21 protein-coding genes and 1 pseudogene are annotated in these 24,140 nt (G+C 73.5%); 5 read left to right on the forward strand and 17 right to left on the reverse strand.

The genetic code is table 11. From position 1 onward, the window contains the following. Positions 1-120: 120 nt before the first annotated feature. A pseudogene (gene recO, locus QFZ62_RS02450) lies at positions 121-837 on the reverse strand (DNA repair protein RecO); the annotation flags it as partial. 116 nt (positions 838-953) lie between these two features. Between recO and QFZ62_RS02455 the strand changes: the two are divergent. Further along, positions 954-1,631, forward strand: a complete 678-nt coding sequence (locus tag QFZ62_RS02455) for a trimeric intracellular cation channel family protein (RefSeq protein WP_307501279.1) — start codon at positions 954-956, stop codon at positions 1,629-1,631. Between the two features lie 105 nt (positions 1,632-1,736). On the opposite strand, the gene leuA is transcribed toward QFZ62_RS02455, so the two are convergent. From leuA to hrcA, 13 genes are all read right to left on the reverse strand, one after another. Next, complete coding sequence (gene leuA, locus QFZ62_RS02460) at positions 1,737-3,503, reverse strand: 2-isopropylmalate synthase (protein WP_307501283.1); 1,767 nt, start codon at positions 3,501-3,503, stop codon at positions 1,737-1,739. A gap of 173 nt (positions 3,504-3,676) precedes the next feature. Next, a complete protein-coding gene (locus tag QFZ62_RS02465; protein ID WP_307501286.1) occupies positions 3,677-6,241 on the reverse strand; it encodes a bifunctional lysylphosphatidylglycerol flippase/synthetase MprF in 2,565 nt (854 codons plus the stop codon). Continuing rightward, positions 6,238-7,641 carry an esterase family protein gene (locus tag QFZ62_RS02470; RefSeq protein ID WP_307501288.1) on the reverse strand — a complete coding sequence of 468 codons (1,404 nt, stop codon included), beginning with the start codon at positions 7,639-7,641 and terminating at the stop codon, positions 6,238-6,240. The genes QFZ62_RS02465 and QFZ62_RS02470 overlap by 4 nt, the downstream gene beginning before the upstream one ends. An 80-nt stretch (positions 7,642-7,721) precedes the next feature. Continuing rightward, positions 7,722-8,408, reverse strand: coding sequence for a response regulator transcription factor (locus QFZ62_RS02475; protein ID WP_307501291.1), 687 nt, complete (start codon positions 8,406-8,408; stop codon positions 7,722-7,724). Positions 8,409-8,473: 65 nt separating this feature from the next. Next, a complete protein-coding gene (locus QFZ62_RS02480; protein ID WP_307501293.1) occupies positions 8,474-9,952 on the reverse strand; it encodes a sensor histidine kinase in 1,479 nt (492 codons plus the stop codon). 129 nt (positions 9,953-10,081) lie between these two features. Beyond that, positions 10,082-11,116 carry a GTPase Era gene (era, locus tag QFZ62_RS02485; protein ID WP_307501295.1) on the reverse strand — a complete coding sequence of 345 codons (1,035 nt, stop codon included), beginning with the start codon at positions 11,114-11,116 and terminating at the stop codon, positions 10,082-10,084. Then, positions 11,109-12,428, reverse strand: a complete 1,320-nt coding sequence (locus tag QFZ62_RS02490; protein WP_307501297.1) for a hemolysin family protein — start codon at positions 12,426-12,428, stop codon at positions 11,109-11,111. The genes era and QFZ62_RS02490 overlap by 8 nt, the downstream gene beginning before the upstream one ends. A gap of 10 nt (positions 12,429-12,438) precedes the next feature. Continuing rightward, entirely contained in the window at positions 12,439-12,900 is a 462-nt protein-coding gene (gene ybeY / locus QFZ62_RS02495) for an rRNA maturation RNase YbeY (protein WP_307501299.1), read from the reverse strand. Further along, positions 12,897-13,940 carry a PhoH family protein gene (locus tag QFZ62_RS02500; RefSeq protein WP_307501301.1) on the reverse strand — a complete coding sequence of 348 codons (1,044 nt, stop codon included), beginning with the start codon at positions 13,938-13,940 and terminating at the stop codon, positions 12,897-12,899. The genes ybeY and QFZ62_RS02500 overlap by 4 nt, the downstream gene beginning before the upstream one ends. Continuing rightward, on the reverse strand, positions 13,927-14,286 hold the full coding sequence (locus QFZ62_RS02505; RefSeq protein ID WP_307501303.1) for a histidine triad nucleotide-binding protein: 360 nt from the start codon (positions 14,284-14,286) through the stop codon (positions 13,927-13,929). The genes QFZ62_RS02500 and QFZ62_RS02505 overlap by 14 nt, the downstream gene beginning before the upstream one ends. 28 nt (positions 14,287-14,314) lie before the next feature. After that, on the reverse strand, positions 14,315-15,067 hold the full coding sequence (locus QFZ62_RS02510) for a 16S rRNA (uracil(1498)-N(3))-methyltransferase (protein WP_307501305.1): 753 nt from the start codon (positions 15,065-15,067) through the stop codon (positions 14,315-14,317). A 2-nt stretch (positions 15,068-15,069) separates the two neighbouring features. Next, positions 15,070-16,185, reverse strand: coding sequence for a molecular chaperone DnaJ (gene dnaJ, locus QFZ62_RS02515; RefSeq protein WP_307501307.1), 1,116 nt, complete (start codon positions 16,183-16,185; stop codon positions 15,070-15,072). Between the two features lie 60 nt (positions 16,186-16,245). Next, on the reverse strand, positions 16,246-17,268 hold the full coding sequence (hrcA, locus tag QFZ62_RS02520; protein ID WP_307501308.1) for a heat-inducible transcriptional repressor HrcA: 1,023 nt from the start codon (positions 17,266-17,268) through the stop codon (positions 16,246-16,248). A gap of 192 nt (positions 17,269-17,460) precedes the next feature. On the opposite strand from hrcA, the gene QFZ62_RS02525 reads away from it, so the two are divergent. Both QFZ62_RS02525 and QFZ62_RS02530 read left to right on the forward strand, forming a co-directional pair. After that, on the forward strand, positions 17,461-17,856 hold the full coding sequence (locus QFZ62_RS02525) for a DUF4870 domain-containing protein (RefSeq protein WP_307501310.1): 396 nt from the start codon (positions 17,461-17,463) through the stop codon (positions 17,854-17,856). 10 nt (positions 17,857-17,866) lie between these two features. Next, complete coding sequence (locus QFZ62_RS02530) at positions 17,867-18,280, forward strand: VOC family protein (RefSeq protein WP_307501312.1); 414 nt, start codon at positions 17,867-17,869, stop codon at positions 18,278-18,280. A 49-nt stretch (positions 18,281-18,329) separates the two neighbouring features. Here QFZ62_RS02530 and hemW read toward each other — a convergent pair whose 3' ends face one another. Beyond that, entirely contained in the window at positions 18,330-19,553 is a 1,224-nt protein-coding gene (gene hemW / locus QFZ62_RS02535) for a radical SAM family heme chaperone HemW (protein WP_307501315.1), read from the reverse strand. Between the two features lie 79 nt (positions 19,554-19,632). On the opposite strand from hemW, the gene QFZ62_RS02540 reads away from it, so the two are divergent. After that, positions 19,633-20,334, forward strand: a complete 702-nt coding sequence (locus QFZ62_RS02540) for an HAD family hydrolase (RefSeq protein ID WP_307501317.1) — start codon at positions 19,633-19,635, stop codon at positions 20,332-20,334. A gap of 18 nt (positions 20,335-20,352) precedes the next feature. On the opposite strand, the gene QFZ62_RS02545 is transcribed toward QFZ62_RS02540, so the two are convergent. Continuing rightward, positions 20,353-21,006, reverse strand: coding sequence for a DUF1990 family protein (locus tag QFZ62_RS02545; protein WP_307501319.1), 654 nt, complete (start codon positions 21,004-21,006; stop codon positions 20,353-20,355). A 411-nt stretch (positions 21,007-21,417) separates the two neighbouring features. On the opposite strand from QFZ62_RS02545, the gene QFZ62_RS02550 reads away from it, so the two are divergent. After that, a complete protein-coding gene (locus tag QFZ62_RS02550) occupies positions 21,418-22,191 on the forward strand; it encodes a hypothetical protein (protein WP_307501321.1) in 774 nt (257 codons plus the stop codon). Positions 22,192-22,262: 71 nt separating this feature from the next. Here the strand turns inward: QFZ62_RS02550 and lepA are convergent, their stop codons facing one another. After that, complete coding sequence (lepA, locus tag QFZ62_RS02555) at positions 22,263-24,110, reverse strand: translation elongation factor 4 (RefSeq protein ID WP_307501322.1); 1,848 nt, start codon at positions 24,108-24,110, stop codon at positions 22,263-22,265. Between the last annotated feature and the right edge of the window lie 30 nt (positions 24,111-24,140).

Genomic DNA, 24,140 nt, shown 5'->3' on the forward strand with positions numbered 1-24,140 from the left:
GACGGACGCGGTCGCGGCGGCGAGGGCCGCGGCGGGATCCGGATCCCGGGCGTCGAGGTCGGGCGCGTCGAGCGGCACGGGCTGCTCGGTCGCCGGGAGCAGCTGCCGCGCGTCGCTGCGGTCGACGAGGCCGAGCGAGCGGATCCCCCGGTCGAGGTGCCACTGCGCGTACGCCGCCACGACGCCGCTGGCACGCGCCTGCGAGCGGAGCGTGGCCGCCTCGGCGTGCCGCCAGTCGCCCGTGAGGAGGGCCGAGAGGAGCGCGAGCGTGTCGGGATCCAGCCGCGGGGACCCGGGCGGGGCGGCCGCGTCGGCGACCACGCCGCCGAGCTGCACGACGAACGCCGAGTGCGGGCCGGGCGCGCCCGTCACCGCGCAGTCCTGGAAGCTCGGCGCCCACCCGGCCATCGAGAGGCTCCGGAGCAGGTACGAGTCGAGGGTGAGGCTCGCGCCGTGCTCGCGGCGGCTGAGCGAGCGCAGCGCGCCGACGAGGAGGAGGTACTGCTGGAGCGACCCCTCGTCCTCGGTGACGCGGTCGGCCGTCTCGACCATGGCGCTGGCGGCCGTGTAGCTGCCGTAGTCGCTCGCGATGAGGGCGCCGTACGACGCGATGGACTCGGCCTGCGTGATGATGTCGAGGGTCCGGCCCTCGAAGAACTGCGCGTCCGCCACCATGAACGGCTCGAGCCGGGCGCCGAACTTCGACTGCGTCCGGCGCACGCCCTTCGCGACGGCGCGGATCTTGCCGTGCTGCCGGGAGAGCATCGTCACGATCCGGTCCGCCTCGCCCAGCTTGTGGGTGCGCAGGACGACGATCTCGTCACGGTAGAGGGGCACCCGTCGATTATCCGCCCCGCGTGCGACCTCCCCCGCCGCCGCGCGGGCCGCCGACGGGCCGTGCGGACGTCACGCGGGCCGGACCGCGGGGCGCCCTGTGCTATCAAGGGGAGGCCATGGATCCCGTCCCCCTCACCATCCCGCTCTGGGCGGACCTCCTGGCGGTCAGCATCGGCAGCCTGCAGGGCGCCATGTTCGCGGCGGGCTTCCGCGACCGGCGGCTCGACCTCCTCGGCGTCGCCATCATCGGCACGGCGACCGGACTCGGCGGCGGCCTCCTCCGTGACGTGTTCCTCGACGTCACGCCCGCCGCGCTCTCCAGCAACTGGCTCATGCTCGTCGCCGTGGCCGCCGCGCTCGGGGGCATGCTGCTCGAGCGGATCTTCACGCGCCTCGACGTCGTCATCACCGTGCTCGACGCGCTCACCATCGGCCTCTTCTGCGCCATCGGCACCTCGAAGGCCCTCGCGGCGGGCGTGCCGGAGGTGCCCGCGGTCTTCATCGGCGTGGTCTCGGCCGTGGGCGGCTCGTTCGTCCGCGACCTGCTGCTCAACCTGCCCATCGCGATGATGCACGTGGGCTCGCTCTACGCGGTCGCGGCGCTCGTCGGCGCGGTCATCGTGGTGGCGCTGGCGGCGTTCGGCATCCCCATGTGGGTCGCGGCCATCGTCTGCGTCGCCGTGACCGCCACCACGCGGCTGCTCGCGGTGCGCTTCGGCTGGAGCCTGCCGGAGCAGCGGGCGCTCAGCCGGCTGCGGTTCACGGCGCTCCGTCGGCCGCGCCCGCGGCGCTGACCGGCCGGACCGCCGCGCGCCGAGCACCGCCCGCCGCCCGAGTCGCGCACGCGCGCCGACGGCCGGGCGTCGCCGCCCGGCCGTCGTCGATGTCGTGCGGCGGGATCAGACCGCGACGGGCTCCGGCGTGCGGACGCCCCGGCGGATCGCCCGGTTGACGCCCGAGACGATCGCCTCGAGCGACGCCGTCGAGCTGTCCTCGTCGATGCCGACGCCCCAGAGGCGCACGCCGTCGACCTCGAGCTCGATGTAGGACGCGGCCCGCGCGTCGCCGCTCGCGCTCAGCGCGTGCTCCACGTAGTCGAGCAGCCGGACGTCGACGCCCTGGTCGGCGAGCACCTGCAGGAACGCGGCGATCGGGCCGTTGCCGGACGCCTCGGCACCGCGCACCTCGTCGCCGTCGCGGAGCTCGACCTGGAGGGAGACGGTCCCGCCCATGTCGCTCGACGTGCGCGTGGAGGTGAGCTCGAAGCGGCCCCACTTGTCCTCGACGCGGTCGAGCGGCGCGGGCAGGTACTCGTCCTGGAAGATCGACCAGATCTGCGCGCTCGTGACCTCGCCGCCCTCGGCGTCGGTCTTGGTCTGCACGACGCCGGAGAACTCGATCTGCAGGCGGCGCGGCAGGTCGAGCGCGTGGTCGGCCTTGAGCAGGTACGCGACGCCGCCCTTGCCGGACTGCGAGTTGACACGGATCACGGCCTCGTAGGAGCGGCCGAGGTCCTGCGGGTCGACCGGCAGGTACGGCACGGCCCACGGGATGTCGTCGACCGTGACGCCCTGCGCGGCCGCGTCGGCGGCCATCGCCTCGAAGCCCTTCTTGATGGCGTCCTGGTGCGATCCGCTGAAGGCCGTGTACACGAGGTCGCCGGCCCACGGGCTCCGCTCGGGCACGGCCAGCTGGTTGCAGTGCTCCGCGGTGCGCTTGATGGCGTCGAGGTCGCTGAAGTCGATCTCGGGGTCGATGCCCTGCGTGAAGAGGTTGATGCCGAGGGCGACGAGGTCGACGTTGCCGGTCCGCTCGCCGTTGCCGAACAGGCAGCCCTCGATGCGGTCGGCGCCGGCCAGGTAGCCGAGCTCCGCGGCGGCGACGGCGGTGCCGCGGTCGTTGTGCGGGTGCAGCGACACGATGACCTCGTCGCGGCGGTCGAGGTGGCGGCACATCCACTCGATGGAGTCGGCGTAGACGTTCGGGGTCGCCATCTCGACGGTCGCGGGCAGGTTGATGATGACCTTGCGCTCCGGGCTCGGGTCGAGCACCTCGATCACGCGGTTGCAGATCTCGGCGGCGAACTCGAGCTCGGTGCCCGTGTAGCTCTCGGGCGAGTACTCGTAGTAGACGTCGACGTCCGGGATGGTCTCCTCGTACCGCTTGCACAGCCGGGCGCCCTCGAGCGCGATGTCGATGATCCCCTGGCGGTCCGTGCGGAACACGACGTCGCGCTGCAGCACGCTCGTGGAGTTGTAGAGGTGAACGATGGCCTGCCTCGCGCCGCGGATCGACTCGTAGGTGCGGGCGATGAGGTGCTCGCGCGCCTGCGTGAGGACCTGGATCGTCACGTCCTCGGGGATCGCGTCCTCCTCGATGAGGCTGCGCACGAAGTCGAAGTCGGTCTGGCTCGCCGACGGGAAGCCGACCTCGATCTCCTTGTAGCCCATGCGCACCAGCAGGTCGAACATGATGCGCTTGCGCTCGGGGCTCATCGGGTCGATGAGCGCCTGGTTGCCGTCGCGGAGGTCGACCGCGCACCAGCGCGGCGCCTCGGTGATCCGGCGGGTGGGCCAGGTGCGGTCCGGCAGGTCCACGGCGATCTGCTCGTGGAACGGGCGGTACTTGTGGATCGGCATCCCGCTGGGGGTCTGCGTGTTCTTCATGGTCGTCTCCTCGTCGATGTCGGGTCAGCCGTGACGGGACTCCGCGACGAGGAGGGCCGGATCAGGCCTCGCCGCGGCGACTAAGGAGGAGGCGGCCGGACTGCATGCTCACCACGGTACACCGGCCCCGCGCGTGCCCGCACCGCGGACGGCCCGCGGATGCGGCCCCCGGATCAGCGCGTCGAGCGGAGGACGCGGGTGAGGTCGCGCACCGAGGTGGACGGCAGGTACGCGCGCGTGAGCGCGAGGCCCACGGCGGGCAGGGCGGTCGGGTCGGGGTAGGCCATGATCAGCGGCACGAGCTCCGGCTGGAACTTGCGCTTGTACTCCAGCAGGGAGCGGAAGCCGTAGACCGGCTCCAGCGAGTCGGCGAGGAACTCGAGGATCCGCTCGACCGCGCCCTCCTGCCGCTCCGCGCCGTCGTCCGCCGACCGGGCGTCCGTCGCGGAGGAGGCCGTGCGGGTCTGCGCGAGGGGTGCCGCGGACAGGCTCATGAACGAGACGCCGTCCTCCTTCATGCGCATGGCGGAGCGGGCGATGAGGAACTCCATGACGCCGTTGACGCCGTCGGGCCGGCGGCGCATGAAATCGAGCGTCCAGCCGATCACCTCGCCGTCGCGCCAGGTGGGCAGCCAGCTTGTGGCGGCCTGCACGCGGTCGTCGGCGTCCACGGCGAGCATGAGGCGCACCTGCGGGTCGCGCAGCTCCTCGACTCCCCCCAGGGTGAAGCCCATCTCGGGCAGCTCCTTCTCGGCGACCCACTCCTCGGACATCTGCTCGATCTGGCCGGCCCACGCGAGCGGGAGCTCGGCCCAGGTGGTCCACTCCGCGCGGATGCCGGCGCGGTCCGCGCGGTTGATGGACGTGCGGACGTCCTGCCACCTCTTCCCCGTGGTCTGCCAGGTGCCCGGCCGGACGACCGTCTCCTCGGCGACGACGAGCGTCTCCCAGCCCATGTCGTGGAACAGCGGCGCCAGGGAGGCGGGCACGCTGTAGAAGACGGGCGTCCACCCGTTGTCGTCGGCGAAGCGCGCGAACTGACCGAGGACGTCCCGGAGCGCACGCTCGTCGTCGGGCGGGCCGAGGGGCGCCGCGGTGGTGATCGCGACGCTGCCGACCACCCGGTAGGCGACGACCGTCTGCCCGTCGGCCGCGATCCAGTAGGAGTTCCCCGGCCAGGTGGCCATGTGCGAGAGCGACCCGATCGCGCCGCGCCGGAGCGCCGGCCGCACGAGCGCCTGCGCCCGGGGCGCCGCGGCCATGCGGACGTCCGCGATGGCCCGGAGGCTCGCGACGACCAGGATGATCCAGAACGTCGGCCCCACCCCGCGGTACACGACGTCGGTGATCGCGTCGGTCGGGAGGAAGTCGAGCGACTCGCCCCGCAGGAACGACGCCGGGATGAAGCGGTCGGGTGCCTCCGCGAGCAGGTCGCCGAGGTCCACCGTGCGCGTGAACGCGTCGGGGAGCGCGAGCCCCACCGCCACGAACAGCGCCATGAGGCCCGCCAGCGCCGCGCCCGTGGTCACGAGGAACCGCCGGATCGCAGGCGCGGTGGAGAGGATCGTGAAGTGCCGCCGCAGCAGCACGAGGACCACGGCGCTGCCGAGCGGCAGCATCACCGACGCGACGAGCGCGGCGACCGCCTCCGGGTGCGCGGAGGGGGACGCGGACAGCCGCGGCGAGACCATGTCGCGGTGCACGAGCATCCCGAACGCGTACGCCGACAGCACGGCCAGGAGCAGGTTGACGCTCACCGCGAGCCACACTGCGAAGCGGCGCCCGCGCGCCAGGCCGTAGGCCGCGACGAGCAGCGCCAGCAGCGGCGCGACCGACAGCAGGATGGGCCCTGCGCCTCCCCCGATGCGGGCGAGCATGATCTCCTGCAGGCAGTCGTGGGTGAAGTCGCTCGAGAGGCAGCGGGTGGAGACGGCGTCGCCGGGGACGCGGTCGTCCACGAACAGCAGCGCGATGGGCGCGAGCGGGCCGTAGCGGCTGCGCGACAGCAGGGCGATGGCCGGGCCCGTGCCGAGGATCGCCACGACCGTCGCGAGCATGACGCGGACCTCGTGGTGCGAGCTGCGCTGCCAGCGCGCGCCGCCCGCGGGCCGGTGCACGAGCGCCCCGACGACGCCGCCCACGAGGATCGCGAGCAGGCGGTAGAGGTCGGACGGCTGGCCCGAGTAGAGCAGGAACACGAGGACCACGACCACGAGCACCACGCGGATGCGCCGACGCCACAGCACGCCGGCCCAGGCGCTCGCGAGCGCGAGCACGCCGGCGACCGCGGTGAGCGGATCGGCCGTCGCGATGCCGCGCACGCCGTGCGACCAGAGCTCGCCGTCCACGAGGCCCTGCGCCTGCACGGCGATGCCGAGGAGGGAGCCCACGGTGCCCGTGAGCACGAAGCCGAGGAGCGTCCGCCACCAGCCCATGAGCCGCTCGGCCACGCCCACGAGCACCAGCACGGCGACGAGGGAGACCACGAGCTCGACCGGGCCGTCGGTGAGGAACGCGGCCGTCGCGGTGGTCCACCAGTGCCCGCGCTCGACGACGGCCACGTAGCCCGTGGCCAGCTGGTGGTGCACGACGCGACCCCCCGCCTCGGAGACCGCGGGGAGCACGGCGAGCACGAGGATCACCGCGGCGATGCCGGAGGTCGCGCGGAGGTCCCGCGCGCGCCTCGCCAGCGCGCGTGCGGTGCCGGAGACGGTCAGGAGCCGGCTGGTCGGCCTCATCGGGCGAGCCCCATGCGCTGGCCGAGGGCCGGCAGCGCGTCCTGGACGCAGCTGGTCACCGCGCCCCAGTCGTGCGCGCGTCCGGGCGCGATGCCCATGCGGGTGTCCATCCCGGCGGCCGTCGCGGCGGCCAGCATCCGCTCCACCTGCGGGCGGTACTCCTCGTCGTCCTCCCCGGAGCAGAAGAACGCGCTCATGTCGGCGTACGGTGCCCGGGCCGCCATGACGGCCGCGGGGAAGGCCGCCTCGTACGCCTCCTGCGAGCCGCCGAAGCCGGCCTCGACGGTGTCGGCGCCCCGGGTCGGCGCGACCTCGCCGGAGATGTCGACGAGCGTCCCGAAGAGGTCGGGGTGCGCGGCGCCGAGCTGCAGGGCGCACGTCCCGCCCTGGGAGAAGCCGAGCACGGCCCAATCGGTGCGATCGGGCAGCACGCGGAGGTGGGCGCGGATCCACGCGGGCACGTCGACGGTGAGGTAGGTCTCCGAGTTCCCGAGCGCGGAGTCGACGCACATGGGGTTCGCGCCCTCGGCGCCGAGCTGGTCCGGGACCACGACGATGGGGGCGAGACCCTGGTGCTCCGCGGCGTAGTCGTCCATGAGCGTGTCGACGCGTCCGGCGCCGAAGATGTCCAGGGGCGTGCCCGGCTGGCCCGACATGGCGACGACGACGGGCAGCCGAGGCGCGTCGGCGACGAGGGCGGCCGGCGGGAGGTAGACGAGGGCGTCGCGCGCGGCGAAGCCCGACTGCGTGCCCGGGATGGTGACGCTCCCGACGCGACCCCGGCGGGGGACGTCCTCCCCCGCCGTCCAGGTCTCGTCCAGCGGTGTCGAGGCCTCGCCGGCCCCAGCGTCGTCCGCGGGGACGCGAGCCGGGAGCGCCGTGACGTCGAGCGGGCTGATGCGGGAGACGCCGAACAGCGCGGCCGCGTTCGGGAACTCCTGGATGTCGTCGTTGATGCCGATCCCCGCGGCGAGCACGACCAGGGGCACCACCAGGACGGTCAGGGCCGCGTGCAGCGCGCGGAGGTGCCGCGGCGGTGCCGCGCGTCCGCCGACGCCGGTCACGGCGCGGCGGCTGCCCACGAGGACCACCAGGGCGATGCCGAGTCCCATGCCCCCGAGCGCCGTCCAGCCGCGCGTCGGGGTGGACAGCACGACGTCGAACAGGTCGAGCACGTCGCCCAGGAGCCAGGCCAGTGCGATCCCCGCCAGCGTGCCGAGCAGCGCGGCCAGCGCCAGGACCCCGGCCGCGCGGGCGGGCGACGCGGCCCGGGCGCCGCGCACGAGCCGCGCGCGGCGGGCGATGACGGCCAGGAGCACGAGCACGACGACCGGCAGCACCGCCACCGCGGTCACGAAGGACGGGGAGATGATGGGCAGGTCGGCGAGATCCTTGAGCACGGTGTTCCTCTGGAGCGGGAGGGCTGGCGATCGAATGTAGCCCACGCCCGTGGGCCGACCTGGGCCCTGGCCGGGAGCGCCTACCCCGCGGTCGACGACCCGGTCAGCCGGTGCTCGAACGCGAAGACCACGAGCTGCACGCGGTCGCGGAGGCTGAGCTTCGCGAGGATCCGGCTGACGTGCGTCTTCACCGTGGCCTCGCTGAGGAACTCGGCCTGCGCGATCTCCGCGTTGCTGAGGCCCCGGGCCGCGAGGACGAAGATCTCCCGCTCGCGGGAGGTGAGCGCCGCGAAGGCCGGCGGCGCCACCCGGGGCTGGGAGCCCGGGTCGAAGTGCTCGAGCAGCTGCCGGGTCGCCGAGGCCGCGATGACGGAGTTGCCCGCGTGGACGGTGCGGATGGCGGCGAGCAGGAACTCGGGGTCGGCGTCCTTCAGGACGAACCCGCTGGCGCCGGCCCGGATGGCGCGGGCGGCGCTCTCGTCCAGGTCGAAGGTCGTGAGCACGAGGACCCGGGGCGGCCGGTCGCCGCGGGCCTCCGCCGCCCGCAGGACCTCGGCCGTGGCCTGGATCCCGTCCATGACGGGCATGCGGATGTCCATGAGTATCACGTCGGGTCGCTCGCGACGCGCGAGGTCGACGGCCTCCTGCCCGTTTGCGGCCTCGCCCGCGAACTCGAGGTCGGGCTGCGAGGAGATGAGCATGCGGACGCCCGTGCGGAACAGGGCCTGGTCGTCGACCAGGGCGACGCGGATGGGTGGGGTGGGCACGGGGGTCCTTCGATCGTGGTCGGGTGGGGAGCGCGTCGCGGGCGCGACGGGCGGGTGGGGACGTGTCAGGGTCCGGCGGGCCGGTCCTCGCGGGCGCGGCGGGCCGCCCCGCGCGCTGCGGCCGTGCGGTGCGGGCTGGTCGGGGCGCCCGGCGTCGCCGTCCCGGCCGCGGCGGCCTCCGGCGGGAACAGCTCGTCGAGCGTGAGGGGTCGGCTGCCCGCCTCGGCGCCCGCGCCCGCCACGGGGACGCGCGGCACGGGGCGCGTGGCGGGGGCGAAGGGGATCCAGGCCGAGACGGTCCACACGCCCTCGCGCACGCCCGCGGAGAACCGGCCGCCGGAGAGCGTCGCGCGCTCGCGCATGCCCGCCAGGCCGTGGCCCACCGGCTGCGCGGGCGGGGTGGGCGCGGGCGGCAGCACGGGCAGGGCGATGATGCCCGTCGTGGTGCGGGCGGGCCGCACGGGATCCGGGAGCGTGCGGCTGCGCACGGCGACCGAGACGCCGTCGGGCTCCCACGCGAGCTCCACCTCGACCGGGTGCGCGACGTCGCCGTGGCGCAGGGCGTTGGTGAGCGCCTCCTGCACGATCCGGTAGACCGCGAGCTGCTGCCCCGTCCCGAAGGCGCCGGGCTGGCCCGTCTCGCCGAACGAGATGGCGAGGCCGGTGGAGCGCATCTGGTCGATGAGGTCGCTCAGCTCCTTGAGCTCGGGCTGCGGGGAGTCGTCCTCGCTGTGCCGGAGCTGCGCCAGCAGGATCCGCACGTCGCCGAGCGCCTGCCGGGCGGTGGTGGAGATGGTGCGGAGCGCCTGGTCGGCGGCCTCGGGATCCACCAGCCGGGCGTAGCGCGCGCCGTCGGCCTGGGCGATGACGACGGCCAGCGAGTGCGCGACGACATCGTGCATGTCCCGCGCGATGCGGTTGCGCTCCTGCTCGACGACGACGTCGTGGAGCGCCCGCGCCTGGTCGCGCTCGGCCGCCTCCTGGGCGTCCCGGCTCGCGTGCGAGGCGCGGGAGGCGACCACGAGGCGACCCGCCGTCCACGACGCGAGGAGCACGCTCCACGCGCAGAGGAGGAGGAACAGGAACAGGGTGACGAACGAGGTCCACTCCCCCGTGCTGAGCGCCGCGCTGCCGATCGGCACGCGGCCGGACGCGTAGGAGAGGTACAGCGCGGCCACCACGCCGCCGACGATCGCGGACGCGAGCCCCAGCGCGCGGACGACCCGGCCGCCGTACGCGGCTGTGCAGTACACGACGCCCGCGATGGCGAGGTCGCCGGGCTCCACGCCGCCGCCCTGGCCCATCTGGAGGGACGCGCCCGCCCACGCGACGGCGAGCGACAGGCCGGGTGACAGGCGCCGGACGGCGAGGGCCGCGCCCATGACCAGCACGAGGAGCAGCGAGATCCCGGAGGTGGCGAAGGCGAAGACGCCGAACGCGCTCGCGGCGGCGACGCCGATCGACCCCGGCGCGAGCACGGCCACGAACGCCGCGGCGAGGACGAGGTCGAGGACGAGCTGGTACCTCGGGATCCGGCGGAGCATGCGACCACCGTACGTGCCGCGCGGGGGGCGGGCGCCCTCGGGGGGCGAGGATCCCCGCGCGGTCCCCCGATCTCATCCGCGCGATGTACGCAACGCGGACGCCGCCGCGGACGCGGACGCCGCCGCCGGTCAGAACCCGAGGCGGCCGAGCAGCTTCGGGTCGCGCTGCCAGTCCTTGGCGATCTTCACGCGCAGCGACAGGAACACGCGCGTGCCCACGAGCGGCTCGATCTGGGCGCGCGCCACCTGCCCGACGTGCTTCAGACGCGACCCCTGGGCGCCGATGACGATGCCCTTCTGGCTGTCCCGCTCGACGAACAGGTTCGCGTAGATCTCGAGGAGCTCCTTGTCCTCGCGCTGGATCATGTCGTCGATCGTGACGGCGAGGGAGTGCGGGAGCTCGTCCTGCACGCCCTCGAGCGCGGCCTCGCGGATGAGCTCCGAGATGCGGGCCTCGAGGCCCTCCTCGGTCACGGCGTCGTCCGGGTAGAGCTGCTCGGACACGGGCAGGGCCTTCAGCAGCTCGCCGACGAGCGCGTCGAGCTGGATGGCCTCGACCGCGGAGACGGGCACGATGGCGTCCCAGTCGCGGAGCTCCTGCACGGCGAGCAGCTGCTCGGCGACCGCGTGGCGCGAGGCGGAGTCGGTCTTCGTGACGATGGCGATCTTGCGGGCGCGCGGGTACTCGTCGAGCTGCTCGTTGATGAAGCGGTCGCCCGGGCCGATCCGCTCGTCCGCGGGGATGCAGAGGCCGATGACGTCGACGTCGCCGAGGGTCGTCTGCACCAGCGCGTTCAGCCGCTCGCCGAGGAGCGTGCGCGGGCGGTGGATGCCGGGCGTGTCGACGAGGATCAGCTGCCCGTCGGGGCGGTGCACGATGCCGCGGATGGCCTTCCGGGTCGTCTGCGGCTTGGAGCTGGTGATGGCGACCTTCTCCCCGACCAGCGCGTTGGTGAGCGTGGACTTCCCCACGTTCGGGCGGCCGACGAAGGAGACGAACCCGGCGCGGTAGGCCGGGGCCCCGCCGCGCGGCTTGCGCTTCGTCCGCGCGGGCTCCGCGTCGCGGTCGATGCCCCAGGCCTCGTCGGAGAGCGGCGCGGGCGCCGCCGTCGTGGCGTCGTCGGTCGTGGCACCGGCCGTCTCGTCGTCCCGGGGATCAGTCATGGTCGTGTCCTCTGCTGGCGGCGGCGCCCGCGGGGGCCGCCTCGTGGTCGTCGTCGTCGGCCGCGCGGTCGCGCTCGACGAGGATCGTGCTGATGCGCGTGCGGCGCCCCTCGACCCGGTCGGCCGTGAGGACGAGCCCGCCGACGTGCACCACGGACCCGCGCTCGGGCAGCCGCCCCAGCGTCTTCGCGAGGAGGCCGCCGGCGCTGTCCACGTCGTCGTCGTCGAGCTCGAGGCCGAACAGGTCGCCCAGCTCGTCGATCGGGAGCCGGGCGCTCACACGGTACACGCCGTCGCCCAGGTCCTCGTACTCGGGCACGTCGCGGTCGTACTCGTCGCTGATGTCGCCCACGAGCTCCTCGATGAGGTCCTCCAGCGTGACGAGGCCGGCGATGCCGCCGTACTCGTCGACGACCATGGCCAGGTGGTTCGACTCCAGCTGCATCTGGCGGAGGAGCGCGTCGGCCTTCTGCGACTCGGGGACGAACACGGCCGGGCGCGCCAGCTGGTCCACGGTCGTCCGCTCCGCCTCCTCGGGCCGCTCGTAGACCATGCGCGCGAGGTCGCGGAGGTAGAGCACGCCCTCGATCTCGTCGGAGTCGCGTCCGGTCACGGGCGCGCGCGAGATGCCGCGGGACAGGAAGACGCCGAGCGCGCTGCCGACGTGCACGGTCTGCTCCACGACGACCATGTCGGTGCGCGGGATCATCACCTCGCGGACCACGGTGTCGTTGAACTCGAAGATGGAGTGGATGAGCTCGCGGTCGTCCTCCTCGAGCACCTCGAGCTCCGTGGCCTCGTCGACCATGCTGAGGAGCTGCTCCTCGCTCGTGAAGGTGGCCACGGTCTTCGGCCGACCCGGCGTGACCCGGTTGCCGAGGGCGACGAGGGCGTCGGCCACGGGTCCGATGGAGACGCGGATCCCGCGCACGAGGAGCGCCGTCCACGCGAGCAGCGGGCGCGCGTGCACCCGGCCGACGGAGCGCGGGCTCGCGCCGACGAGCACGAACGAGACCGCGGTCATGATGGCGGCGGCCACGAGCAGGGTGATCCACCACCTCTCGATCGTGTACGCGAGCGCCAGGGTCACGAGCACCGCGGCGCTCGTCTCCGCGACGATGCGGACGAAGCTCAGCGAGTTGACGTACGCCCCGGTGTCCGTGGAGATGGCGAGCATCGAGCGGCGCGCCCGCGAGGTGAGGGCGAGCTCCTGGATGTCGGCGCGGGACAGCGACGAGATCGCGGACTCGGCGGCGGCGAACAGGCCACCGAGGACGACCAGCAGGAAGGCGGGGAGGAGGAGGGCGAGCATCGGCGGCGGGTCAGCGACCGCGCTCGCTCATGGCGAACCCGATCAGGATGTCGCGCTGGAGGCCGAACATCTCGCGCTCCTCGTCGGGCTCGGCGTGGTCGAACCCGAGCAGGTGCAGGATCCCGTGCGTCGTGAGCAGGAGGATCTCCTCGAGCGTCGAGTGCCCGGCCGCGACGGCCTGCTCGGCGGCGACCTGGGGGCAGACGACGATGTCGCCGAGGAGCCCGGCGGGCGTCGGACGGTCCTCGGTCCCGGGGCGGAGCTCGTCCATGGGGAAGCTGAGGACGTCGGTGGGGCCCGGCTCGTCCATCCACTGCACGTGGAGCTGCTCCATCGCGCCCTCGTCCACCATCACGATGGCGAGCTCGGCGTCGGGGTGCACGTGCAGGGTGTCGAGCGCGTAGGTCGCGAGCCGCTGGATCGCCGGCTCGTCCACCTCGATCGCCGACTCGTTGTTGATCTCGATGCTCATCGGGTGCTCCCAGGGGCGGTGCGGCGCTCGGCGCGGAGGTGGTCGGCGGCCTGGCGCTCCGCGTCGTAGCGCGTGTACGCGTCCACGATGCGGCCGACCAGGGTGTGCCGCACGACGTCGTCGCTCGTGAGGCGGGAGAAGTGGATGTCGTCCATGCCGTCCAGCACGCGCGTCACGAGCTGCAGGCCGCTCGAGCCCGTGGGCAGGTCGACCTGCGTGATGTCACCGGTGACCACCATCTTCGAGCCGAAGCCGAGGCGCGTGAGGAACATCTTCATCTGCTCGGGCGTGGTGTTCTGCGCCTCGTCGAGCACGACGAACGCGTTGTTCAGCGTGCGGCCGCGCATGTACGCGAGCGGCGCGACCTCGATGGTGTTGGACGCCATGAGCTTCGGCACGAGCTCGGGGTCCATCATCTCGTTGAGCGCGTCGAACAGCGGCCGGAGGTACGGGTCGATCTTGTCGGTGAGGGAGCCCGGCAGGTAGCCGAGCCGCTCCCCCGCCTCGACGGCCGGACGCGTGAGGATGATCCGCTCGACCTCCTTGCGCTGCAGCGCCTGCACGGCCTTGGCCATGGCGAGGTAGGTCTTGCCCGTGCCGGCGGGGCCGATGCCGAACACGATGGTGCTCTCGTCGATCGCCTGCACGTACTCCTTCTGGCCCTGCGTCTTCGGGCGGACGGTGCGGCCGCGCGACTGCACGATGGCCTCGCTCAGCACGTCGGACAGGGTCCGCGCGTCGTCCTCGCCGAGCCGCCTGGCGCTCGTCTCGATCTCCTGGGGCTCCACGTGCTGTCCGTCCTCCACCATCGTCACGACCTCGTCGATGAGCCGGCGCGCCGCGGCGACGCCCGCCCGGGTCCCGACGAGCGTGATCTCGTTGCCGCGGACCCGGACGTCGACATCCGGGTGCTCGCGCTCGATCTGCCGGAGCAGCCGGTCCTGGGGTCCGAGCAGTCGGACCATGAGCACGCCGTCGACGGTCGCGGTCTGCTCCACGCGATCCGCGTCGGCGGCGCCGCGGGGGTCAGAGCCCGACATGGTCCTCCGAGCCGCCGAAGCCGGCGAGCACGTGCGCGTGCACGTGGAAGACCGTCTGCCCGGCGTCCTCGCCCGTGTTGAACACGAGGCGGAACTGGCCGCCCGCCCGCTCGCCGCCGATGCGCGACGCGACCTCGACGACCTCCGCGAGGAGGCCGGGGTCGCCCGCGGCGAGCTCGACGACGTCGCGGTACGCGGGCGTCTTGGGCACCACGAGCACGTGCACGGGCGCCTTCGGCGCGATGTCCTCGAAGGCGATGACGCGGTCGGTCTCCGCGACGATCTCGGCCGGGATCTCCCGGGCGACGATGCGCTCGAAGACGGTGGGCTCTCGGGTCTCGCTCATGCGCCCAGCCTACGCGCGCCCCGCGGGGTCACCAGCGCCCGAGGGCCGCGTTGACCAGCGCCAGCGCGGCGGGCCCGGCGGTGGACGTGCGGAGGATCCCCGACCCGAGCGCGACGGGCACGGCGCCCGCCGCCCGGAGCGCCTCGACCTCGGCCGGGCTGATGCCGCCCTCGGGTCCGACGACGAGGAGCACGTCGGTCGCCGGTCCGTCCGCCGGGGCGGCCAGGTCGAGCCGGGACAGGCGCGCCTCGGCGGTGGGGTCGAGCACGAGCACGCGCGCGGTGGCGGCGAGGCGCACGAGGTCCTTCGTGCTCGCGAGCGCCTCGACCTCGGGCACGTGCGGCCGGATGGACTGCTTCACGGCCTCGCGCACGATCGCGCGCCAGCGCTCCCGGCCCTTCGCGACCTTCGCGCCCTCCCAGCGGGAGACGGAGCGCTGCGCCTGCCACGGGATCACGGCGTCCACGCCCAGCTCGGTGGCGGCCTGCACGGCCAGCTCGTCGCGGTCCCCCTTGGCGAGGGCCTGCACGAGGACCACGCGCGGCGACGGCGCCGGGTGCGCCTCGACCGACTCGACGCGGAGCTCCAGGCGCTGCGGATCCGCCGCCGTGACGGTGCAGGACGCGATGGTGCCGCGCCCGTCGCCGACGAGGAGGCCCTCGCCCGCGCGCACGCGGCTGACGGTGACCGCGTGCCGGGACTCCTGCGGGCCGAGCGACACGACGCGGCCGACGGCGAGGTCGGCCGCGTCGAGGTCGTCCGCGAGGTGGAAGTGCGCCACGGTCAGACGTTGAGGAAGCGGTCGCGGAGCTTCTGGAAGAGGCCCTGCTGGAAGTGCGCGAGGTGCGGGGCCGGCGCCTTGTTGCGCTTCGCGAACTGCTGGATGAGGTCGCGCTCCTTGTGGTCGAGCTTCTGCGGGGTGACCACCTGGATCCCGATCTTCAGGTCGCCGCGCCCGGAGCCGCGGAGCTTCGTGACGCCGCGGCCGCGGACCGTGATGATCTCCGCGCTCTGGATGCCCGGGCGGAGCTCGAGGTCCACCGTCCCGTCGAGCGCCTCGATGTGCGCGTCGCTGCCGAGGATCGCGTCGACCATGCTCACCTCGACGGTCGCGAGCAGGTCGTCGCCGTTCCGGCTGAAGACGTCGTGGTGCGCGACCTTGATCTCGAGGTACAGGTCGCCGTTCGGGCCGCCCGCGGGGCCGACCTCGCCGGAGCCCGGCATCTGCAGGCGGAGGCCCGTGTCGACGCCGGCCGGGATGTCGACCGGGACGGTGCGGCGGGCGCGGACCCGGCCCTGGCCGGCGCACGTCGGGCAGGGGTTCGGGATGACCGTGCCGTACCCGCGGCAGGTGCCGCAGGGGCTCGACGTCATGACGTTGCCGAGGAGCGAGCGCACCTGGCGCTGGATGCTGCCGGAGCCGTGGCAGATGTCGCACGTGACGGCGCTCGTGCCGGGCTGCGCGCAGGAGCCCTGGCAGGTGTCGCAGACGACCGCCGTGTCGATCTCGAGGTCGCGGTGCACGCCGAAGATGACCTCGTCGAGCTCGACCTCGACGCGGAGCAGCGCATCCTGGCCGCGCTCCTGGCGCGACCGCGGGCCGCGCCCGCCCCCGCCGCCCTGCTGGCCGCCGAAGAACGTCTCGAAGATGTCGCCGAAGCCGCCGAAGCCCTGGCCGCCGCCGCCGAACCCGGCCTGCGGGCCGAGGTCGTACTGCTGGCGCTGCTGCGGGTCGGACAGCACGTCGTACGCGTGCGTCACGAGCTTGAACCGCTCGGCCGCGTCGGGGGCGTCGTTGACGTCCGGGTGGAGCTGGCGCGCCTGCTTGCGGTACGCCTTCTTGATCTCCTCTGGCGTCGCCTCGCGGCTCACGCCGAGTACTTCGTAGTGGTCAGCCACGTCGGGCCCTTCGGTGGTGATGGTCGTGGGGATCAGGGGCGGTGCTCCGGCGTCGAGCCGTCACCGCTCCTCGAGCAGGCGCGAGAGGTAGCGCGCGACCGCGCGCACCGACGCCATGTTGGTGGAGTAGTCCATGCGGGTCGGCCCCAGCACGCCGAGGCGCGCGAGCACGCCGCCGGACGAGCTGTAGCCGCTGGTGAGCACGCTCGTCTCGCCGAGGCCGAACGGGGCGTTCTCCCGGCCGATGCTCACGGAGACGCCGTGCTGGTCGGCCTCCATCTCGCCGAGCAGGCGCAGGAGCACCACCTGCTCCTCGATGGCCTCGAGGACGGGCGAGATGCTGCCCGGGAAGTCCCGCTCGGTGCGGGCGAGGTTCGCGGACCCGGCCAGCAGCAGCCGCTCCTGCCGGTTCGCGAGCACCTGCTCGACGAGCGTGCCCGCGAGCGCGGAGGCGGCGGCGCGCTGCTCCGGCTCGACCTCGTCCGACATCGTCTCGAGCCGGGTCGCGGCCTCCGCGAGGCCGAGGCCGCCGACGGCCTGGTTGATGCGCGTGCGCATCCCGGCCAGGAAGGCGTCGTCCGGGTCGCCCGCGAGCTCGACGACGCGCTGCTCGACGCGGCCCGTGTCCGTGATGAGCACCGTGAGCACGCGGGTCGTCGACAGCGCGACGAGCTCGACGTGCTTCACGTGGCTGGTCGCGAGCGACGGGTACTGCACGAGCGCGACCTGGTTGGTGAGCTGCGCGAGGAGGCGCACGGTGCGCGCGAGCACGTCGTCGAGGTCGACCGACTCGCCGAGGAACACGTGGATCGCCTGACGCTGCGCCGGGGTGAGCGGACGCACGTCGGCGAGCTGGTCGACGAACAGCCGGTAGCCCTTGTCCGTCGGCACGCGGCCGGAGGACGTGTGGGGCGCGGCGATGAGCTCCTCCTCCTCGAGGAGGGCCATGTCGTTGCGGATGGTGGCGGCCGAGACGCCGAAGGCGTGGCGCTCCACGATGGACTTGGAGCCCACGGGCTCGCGTGAGGACACGTAGTCCTGCACGATCACCCGGAGGACGTCGAGCCCGCGTTCCGAGACCATGGCGGCTCCCTCCTGGCACTCGTCGGTTCTGACTGCCAATCGTACCGCGGCGCGGAGCCTCCTCGGCATTGCCGGTCGCGCGTCGGCACCGGTACCGTGGACGGGCCGGACGTCGCCCGGTCCCACCCCGATCCGAAGCGGCCCGCCGGCACGAACGCCGGCCGGCGCCGCGCACCGAGAGGCCCCACCGGAATGTCCGCACCCGACCCCCACCCCTACGGCGCCCCCGCACCGCTCACGCCGAGCGAGGACCGCCTGTGGGCGTCGCTCACGCACTTCCTCGCGCTCCTCATCGTGCCGACCTTCATCGTGTGGCTCGTGTTCCGCGAGCGCGGCCGCTTCACGGACCAGGAGGGCAAGGAGGCGACGAACTGGACGATCAACGTGACCGGCGCGCTCGTCATCCTCAACGTGCTGCAGGCGATCTTCGTGGTCATCCCCTTCCTCGGGATCCTCATCAGCCTCCTGCTCGGGCTCGTGATCTTCGCGGTGGTCGTGGTCAACATCGTCTTCGCCATCATCGGCGGCACCCGGGTGCAGAGCGGCCGTCCCTACCGCTACCCGCTCAACATCCGGTGGATCAAGTAGGCGGTCGCCGGTGAGCGCGCGGATCCGGCACGTCGCCATCGACTGCCGGGACCCGCACGCGCTCTCGCTCTTCTGGGCCGGCGTGACCGGGTTTGAGGAGGACCCCGACGAGCCCAACCGCCCCGGCGACGACGCCGCGTGGCTCGGCGACGCCGTCTCCGGGCTGGGCATCATCCTGCAGCGCGCGGACACGCCGAAGACGGCGAAGAACCGGCTGCACCTCGACCTCGCCCCGGACGACCGCACCCGCGACGAGGAGGTCGAGCGCGTCCTCGCGCTCGGAGCGGAGCTCGTCGCCGACCGGCGGAACGCCGACGGCAGCGGCTGGGTCGTGCTCGCGGACCCCGAGGGCAACGAGTTCTGCGTCGAGCGGAGCGACCTCGAGCGCGGCGCAGGCGACGAGGTGGGCGCCGCCGTCCTCTGACGGCCGGAGGACGCTCCCCCAGGGCCTCGCCCGGCCGGTCCTCGGGCGCTCAGTCCTCGAGGAGCCGGCGGACCACGGCGTCGGCGAGCAGGCGTCCCTGCAGCGTGAGCACGAGCGTGCCGGCGAGGGCCGCGCGCGCATCCACGAGCCCGTCGGCGATGAGGCCCGCGACCTGGCGGCGGCCCTCGGCGGTGAGCGTCGGGATCGCCAGGCCGTCGCGGATGCGGGCGCCGAGGAGCACGCGCTCCACCTCGCGCGTCGCGTCGTCGAGCGTCTCGCGGCCGGCGCCGGGCGACGCGCCCGCGAGCACGCGGTCGGCGTAGGCGGCCGGGTGCTTGACGTTCCACCACCGCACGCCGCCCACGTGGCTGTGCGCGCCGGGACCCACGCCCCACCAGTCGTGGCCCTGCCAGTAGGCGAGGTTGTGGCGGCTGCGACGTCCGCCGCGCGCCCAGTTGCTCACCTCGTACCACTCGTACCCGGCCTCGCCGAGCAGGCGGTCGGCGAGCTCGTACATGTCGGCCTGCAGGTCCTCGTCGGGCTCGGGCACCTCGCCGCGGCGGATCTGCCGGGCGAGCTTCGTGCCGGGCTCGACGATGAGCGCGTAGGCGGAGAGGTGGTCGGGCTCCTGCGCGATCGCCTGCTCGAGCGAGGCGCGCCAGTCGTCGAGGGTCTCCCCCGGCGTGCCGTAGATGAGGTCGAGGCTCACCTCGAGGCCCGCCGCGCGCGCGCCGCGGACGACGGGGGCGATGCGCGCGGGGTCGTGCGTGCGCTCGAGCGTGGCGAGCACGCGCGGCACCGCGGACTGCATGCCGAAGGACACGCGCGTGAAGCCGCCGGCCGCGAGGGCCGCGAGGTAGGCGTCGTCGACGCTGTCGGGGTTCGCCTCCGTCGTGACCTCGGCGCCCTCCGCGATGCCCCAGGTCCCGCGCACGGCGTCGAGCATCCGGACGAGGTCCTCGACGGGCAGGAGCGTGGGCGTGCCGCCGCCCAGGAAGACGGTGGACGCGGGGCGGGCGGGCACGCCGGAGTCGTGGAGCGCGGACGCGGCGAAGCGCACCTCCTGCACAGCCTGCGTCGCGTAGTCCGACTGCCGCACGCCGCGGAGCTCCGGCGCCGTGTAGGTGTTGAAGTCGCAGTATCCGCAGCGCACCCGGCAGAAGGGGACGTGGAGGTAGACGCCGAAGGCGCGGGCCTCCGCGCCGTCGGCGGCCGACGCGGGCAGGAGGCCGTCGGCGGGGGCGGGATCGGCGAGGGGCAGGGCGGACGGCATCCGTCCATCATCCCCCGGGCGGGAGGCCGTCCCGTCCGCGGCGTCGGGGCGCCCGTCGGCCCTCCGGCAGGATGGGGGCATGACCGACGCCCCCTCGCCCCGGCCCCTCCACGTCCTCTGGGACGTCGACGGCACCCTGCTCCTCAACAGCCCGCGCTCCGGCAGCATGTACCACCGCGCCATCGAGCTCGCGGCCGGGGCGTCGTTCGAGGACCGCACGGTGCACGCGCACGGGAAGACCGACGGGCAGATCATCTGGGAGACGCTCGACGTGTACGGCCTGCCGGAGTCGCTGCACCCGGCGGTCCGCGCCGAGCTCGAGGGCATGTCGCGCATCGAGCACTACGGCGCCGGCCGGCGCGAGGTGCCGGTCGGGGTCCCCCGTCTCGTCGCCGACGTGGCGGACCGCGGCTGGGTCAACGCGCTGCTCACGGGCAACTCGCCGCTGCGCGCCCGCTACAAGCTCGACGGCGCGGGCCTCGACGTCGACCTGTTCGACTGGGACGCGTCCTTCTTCGGGGACGAGGCACGGATCCGCAGCGACCTCACCCGGCGCGCGGCCGCGGCGCTGGCGGGCGTGCCCGTCGTGATCATCGGCGACACCCCCGCGGACGGCGTGGCGGCGGAGGCGGCCGGCTTCCCGTTCGTCGCGGTGAGCACGGGCGCGTACGACGTCGCGCAGCTGCGGCAGCCGGACGCCCACGCGGCCATCGTGGTGGAGGACCTGGCCTCCGGGCACGACGAGGTCATGGCGTACCTCGACGGGCTCGTCGCGCCCTGAGGCCGAACCGGCCGCGGATCAGGCGGACGCGACCGCGGGGTGCAGCGACCGGAGGTAGCGGCGAATGAAGACGCCCTGCAGGACCCGGAGCACGGGGCTCGCGAGGCGCAGCGGCCACGAGGACGGGCGCGAGAAGACGCGGAGGGTGAGCCAGACGCCGCCGTCCGGCTCGCGGGAGACGAGGAACGCCTCCTCGCCGCTGAAGGGATGCCCGTGCATCGTGCCGTACGCGAACCCCACGCGGTCGGCCTCGTCGACCGTGTAGACGACGCGCACGGGCGCCTCCGGGTGGAACGGGCCGAAGGGCATCCGGAGCACGGCCGAGGTGCCCGAGGTGATCCACGGGGTGCCGTCGTCGCCGTACAGCGCCTCCCGGGGGCGGGCGACGGGCACCTGCGGCACGCCGTCCTCGTCGAACTCGAGGCCCGTGTAGCCGGGCTCGTCGGGGACCTCCTGCTCGATGCGCGTGACCTCGATGCCGCTGCCCCGCTGGACGCCCCAGGTCATGAGGAGGGCCACGGCCTGCTCGAAGCGCTCGTCGCCGCTGCCCAGCCGGGCGCTCGCCTCCGCGGGACGGTAGCCCTCGGGCGGGTAGGTCATGAGGTCGGCGGCCTGGGTGCCGCCGACGGAGCCGTACGTGACGGCGGTCGCGGTGTAGGTGCTGCGGCGCATGCGGTCAAGACTACGGCGTGGGGATCCGCGATCCCCCGCTGCGGTCGTCTGCTCCCCCTGAGGAGCCCGGCCACGTGGCGCACGACGAGGAGGTCGGAGCTCCTCCGTCCCCTGCTCGGGGGTGCCCGACGCCCCGTCCTCATCCGAGCGGATGACGGCGAGGGCGCATCCCTCATCCCCGCGCCGTAGCGCGGATCCAAGCGTTATCCGTCCGTGACCCGGGGTTCCTCTGCCCGCCTCCCCAGGCCGATACGTTGCAGCCATGGCCGGTGAGACCGGCTCAGGGGAACGTCATCTCGGGTGCGCTCGTCCCGGTCCGCATCGCGGTCCGGTCGTCGCCACCTCGATCCGCCGCACCTCCGCATCCGCTCCCACCCCCTCGACGTCCGCGTCGACCACCGGAAGGCCACCGTGAACCGCTCGATCCCCGCCCTCGCCATAGCCGGAGCCCTCGTGCTCGGCGGCGCCCTCGCCGCCACGCCGGCCCAGGCGACGCCCGGCGACGGCACCATGTACTCCGTCCCCTTCGCCCCGACCCTGTTCCGGGACGTCGAGGGCGCCGACGGCTTCCACGTGGAGGACGTGACCTACGACCAGTGGGCTGCTGCGGGCTTCCCCCGGCCTGTCGCCGCCGAGGTCGAGTACCGCAAGTACACGTGGTCGGCGGACGTCTTCGCGGACGTCGTCCTCGAGGGAGCCGCCACGACGCTCCGCCTCAGGTACGCCGAGTACGCGAGCGTCGGCTCCCCGAGGCCCTCGGACGACACGCCGACCGCGGAGGCGGCCGTCCTCAAGTACGCCTACTCCGACGAGCTGTTCCTCGTGGAGGGGACGTACCTCGAGGAGGATCCCGGACTCCACAAGCTGAACTACGGCGAGTGGGCGCACCTCGGCTTCCCCGCGGTCGACCACGTGTCGGATTCGGTCTTCCGCCGGCTCGCCTGGCTCCCGGCGATCGTCGGCCCCACGCCCCAGCTCGGCGAGGACGCCGCGCTCTCGTTCGACGAGTGGGCGTACTGGGCCCTCCCCACGCCGCAGATCGTGAAGTCGTTCGACGGCGACCGGTTCTGCCAGGCGCGAGGCTCGGCGGAGATCCGCTACGTGGGCCTGGCGGCTCCCGAGGGCCTCGCTCTCACGTACCGGCAGTGGGTCGCCGCCGGCTCTCCGAGGCCGACCGCCTGCTGACGTCCGCCCCGCACGCGACGCGCCCCCTGCCTCTCGAGGCAGGGGGCGCGTCGTGCGTGCGGGGCCCGCGGCTACTTGGCCTTCTTCTCCGTGTCGCCCGAGAGCGCGGCGATGAACGCCTCCTGGGGGACCTCGACGCGGCCGACCATCTTCATGCGCTTCTTGCCCTCCTTCTGCTTCTCGAGCAGCTTGCGCTTGCGGGTGATGTCGCCGCCGTAGCACTTCGCGAGGACGTCCTTCCGCATGGCGCGGATGGACTCGCGGGCGATGATCCGGGCGCCGATGGCGGCCTGGATCGGCACCTCGAACTGCTGGCGCGGGATCAGCTCGCGGAGGCGGCCGGTCATCAGCACGCCGTACGCGTACGCCTTGTCGCGGTGCACGATGGCGCTGAACGCGTCCACCTGCTCACCCTGCAGCAGGATGTCGACCTTTACGAGGTCCGCGTCCTGCGAGCCCGCGGGCTCGTAGTCGAGCGACGCGTAGCCGGCGGTCTTGCTCTTGAGGTTGTCGAAGAAGTCGAACACGATCTCGCCGAGCGGCATCGTGTACCGGATCTCCACCCGGTCCTCGCCGAGGTACTCCATGCCGAGCAGGATCCCGCGCCGCGACTGGCACAGCTCCATGATCGTGCCGACGTAGTCCTTCGGCGCGAGGATGGCGGCCTTCACGACGGGCTCGGAGACGCTCACGATCTTGCCGCCCGGGAACTCGCTCGGGTTGGTGACCGTGACGGTCTGCTTGTCCTCGCTCGTGACCTCGTAGATGACCGACGGGGCGGTCGTGATGAGGTCGAGGCCGAACTCGCGCGACAGCCGCTCGGTGATGATCTCGAGGTGCAGGAGGCCGAGGAAGCCGCAGCGGAAGCCGAAGCCCAGCGCGACCGACGTCTCGGGCTCGTAGACGAGCGCGGCGTCCGACAGCTTCAGCTTGTCGAGGGCGTCGCGGAGGTCGGGGTAGTCCGATCCGTCGATCGGGTAGAGGCCGGAGAAGACCATGGGCAGCGGCTCGGTGTAGCCGGGCAGCGCCTGGGTCGCGGGGCGCGCGGCCGTGGTGACGGTGTCGCCGACCTTGGACTGGCGCACGTCCTTCACGCCCGTGATGAGGTAGCCGACCTCGCCGACCCCGAGGCCGTCGGAGGGCGTGGGCTCGGGCGAGCTGACGCCGATCTCGAGGATCTCGTGGGTGGCGCGCGTCGACATCATCGAGATCTTCTCGCGCGGGCTGAGCTTGCCGTCGATCATGCGGACGTAGGTGACCACGCCGCGATACGCGTCGTAGACCGAGTCGAAGATCATGGCGCGGGCGGCGCCGTCGGGGTCGCCGACCGGCGCGGGGATCGTGCGGGAGACGCGGTCGAGCAGGTCCTCGACGCCGGCGCCGGTCTTGCCGGAGACGCGCAGGACGTCGGACGGGTCGCCGCCGATGAGGGAGGCGAGCTCCGCCGCGTACTTGTCCGGGTCGGCGGCCGGGAGGTCGATCTTGTTGAGCACCGGGATGATCGTGAGGTCGTTCTCGAGCGCGAGGTAGAGGTTCGCGAGCGTCTGGGCCTCGATGCCCTGCGCGGCGTCCACCAGGAGGATCGCGCCCTCGCACGCGGCGAGCGAGCGGGAGACCTCGTAGGAGAAGTCGACGTGACCGGGGGTGTCGATCATGTTGAGCGCGTAGGTGCGGCCCTCGAGCTCCCACGGCATCCGAACGGCCTGGCTCTTGATCGTGATGCCGCGCTCGCGCTCGATGTCCATGCGGTCGAGGTACTGGGCGCGCATGGCGCGCGAGTCGACCACTCCCGTCATCTGCAGCATGCGGTCGGCCAGCGTGGACTTGCCGTGGTCGATGTGGGCGATGATGCAGAAGTTGCGGATGGACGCGGGGTCGGTCGCGGCGGGCCGGAGGGCCTTCGTTGCTAGGGGGCTCACGCGTTCCTTCGAGGGGTCGGTGCGGTGGGG

The organism is Clavibacter sp. B3I6 (genome assembly GCF_030816895.1).
In the GTDB taxonomy this organism is placed as follows: domain Bacteria; phylum Actinomycetota; class Actinomycetes; order Actinomycetales; family Microbacteriaceae; genus Clavibacter.

What these genes read in the sequence shown, in the direction of transcription:
- QFZ62_RS02455 (WP_307501279.1), top strand. Translation starts at nt 954, where the DNA reads ATGGATCCCGTCCCCCTCACCATCCCGCTCTGGGCGGACCTCCTGGCG.
- leuA (WP_307501283.1), bottom strand. Translation starts at nt 3,503, where the DNA reads ATGAAGAACACGCAGACCCCCAGCGGGATGCCGATCCACAAGTACCGC.
- QFZ62_RS02465 (WP_307501286.1), bottom strand. Translation starts at nt 6,241, where the DNA reads ATGAGGCCGACCAGCCGGCTCCTGACCGTCTCCGGCACCGCACGCGCG.
- QFZ62_RS02480 (WP_307501293.1), bottom strand. Translation starts at nt 9,952, where the DNA reads ATGCTCCGCCGGATCCCGAGGTACCAGCTCGTCCTCGACCTCGTCCTC.
- era (WP_307501295.1), bottom strand. Translation starts at nt 11,116, where the DNA reads ATGACTGATCCCCGGGACGACGAGACGGCCGGTGCCACGACCGACGAC.
- QFZ62_RS02490 (WP_307501297.1), bottom strand. Translation starts at nt 12,428, where the DNA reads ATGCTCGCCCTCCTCCTCCCCGCCTTCCTGCTGGTCGTCCTCGGTGGC.
- ybeY (WP_307501299.1), bottom strand. Translation starts at nt 12,900, where the DNA reads ATGAGCATCGAGATCAACAACGAGTCGGCGATCGAGGTGGACGAGCCG.
- QFZ62_RS02500 (WP_307501301.1), bottom strand. Translation starts at nt 13,940, where the DNA reads ATGTCGGGCTCTGACCCCCGCGGCGCCGCCGACGCGGATCGCGTGGAG.
- QFZ62_RS02505 (WP_307501303.1), bottom strand. Translation starts at nt 14,286, where the DNA reads ATGAGCGAGACCCGAGAGCCCACCGTCTTCGAGCGCATCGTCGCCCGG.
- hrcA (WP_307501308.1), bottom strand. Translation starts at nt 17,268, where the DNA reads ATGGTCTCGGAACGCGGGCTCGACGTCCTCCGGGTGATCGTGCAGGAC.
- QFZ62_RS02525 (WP_307501310.1), top strand. Translation starts at nt 17,461, where the DNA reads ATGTCCGCACCCGACCCCCACCCCTACGGCGCCCCCGCACCGCTCACG.
- hemW (WP_307501315.1), bottom strand. Translation starts at nt 19,553, where the DNA reads ATGCCGTCCGCCCTGCCCCTCGCCGATCCCGCCCCCGCCGACGGCCTC.
- QFZ62_RS02540 (WP_307501317.1), top strand. Translation starts at nt 19,633, where the DNA reads ATGACCGACGCCCCCTCGCCCCGGCCCCTCCACGTCCTCTGGGACGTC.
- QFZ62_RS02545 (WP_307501319.1), bottom strand. Translation starts at nt 21,006, where the DNA reads ATGCGCCGCAGCACCTACACCGCGACCGCCGTCACGTACGGCTCCGTC.